Here is a 677-nt window from a genome sequence, read left to right on the forward strand (position 1 = left end):
TTCATATATTTCAAGTAATTCAGAAAGCTGTGAAAAGAACTCCTTTTGGAGCAATTGCTTTCCTGAAATATTAATCAACATACGAACATCATTTATACCATTAGAACGCCATTTTTTTAGTTCTTTGAGGGCCATATGAAATATTAAGTTACCAATTGGGATCATGAGGCCGACTTTTTCAGCAATGGGGATAAATGTATCAGGAGTAGTATTGTTTTTATTTGCATTAGAATCCCAACGCAATAGGGCCTCACAAGCAACTATTTTTTCAGATTTAGCACAGTAGATGGGTTGATATACAAGGTGAAACTCTTCATGTATTAGTGACTCTCTTAGGTGCTGTGATATCTCAATCTGAAAATGCGAGCTATCGCTCATCGCTTTGTTATAAATCCTAAACTGACTACGTCCATTTTCCTTGGCGTCGTACATTGCGGTTTCAGCGCACTGTAATAAAGTTCTTACTGACTTTCCATCATTTGGAAAACGACAGATCCCGACACTAATTGAAGTAAAAATCAGTTGGTCATGCAGTTTTAAAGGTGAATTAAATGAATCAATCAAAAGCTGAGTTAATTTTTCATGATTCGATGAGGGCTCCGAACTCAAAATAACTATGAATTCATCAGCGCTAAAGCGAGCTATGTAGTCAGTTTTTTCTAATGGGGTAGAGAGGC

Annotated in this window: 1 protein-coding gene; it reads right to left on the minus strand. The window is 36.6% G+C overall.

What is annotated here, in order from left to right; translation table 11 throughout:
• A partial coding sequence (locus tag HUS61_RS21975) for an EAL domain-containing protein (RefSeq protein ID WP_175087003.1) occupies positions 1–677 on the minus strand: 677 nt, incomplete at both ends.

The organism is Pseudoalteromonas sp. 0802, from assembly GCF_013350085.1.
GTDB lineage: Bacteria > Pseudomonadota > Gammaproteobacteria > Enterobacterales > Alteromonadaceae > Pseudoalteromonas.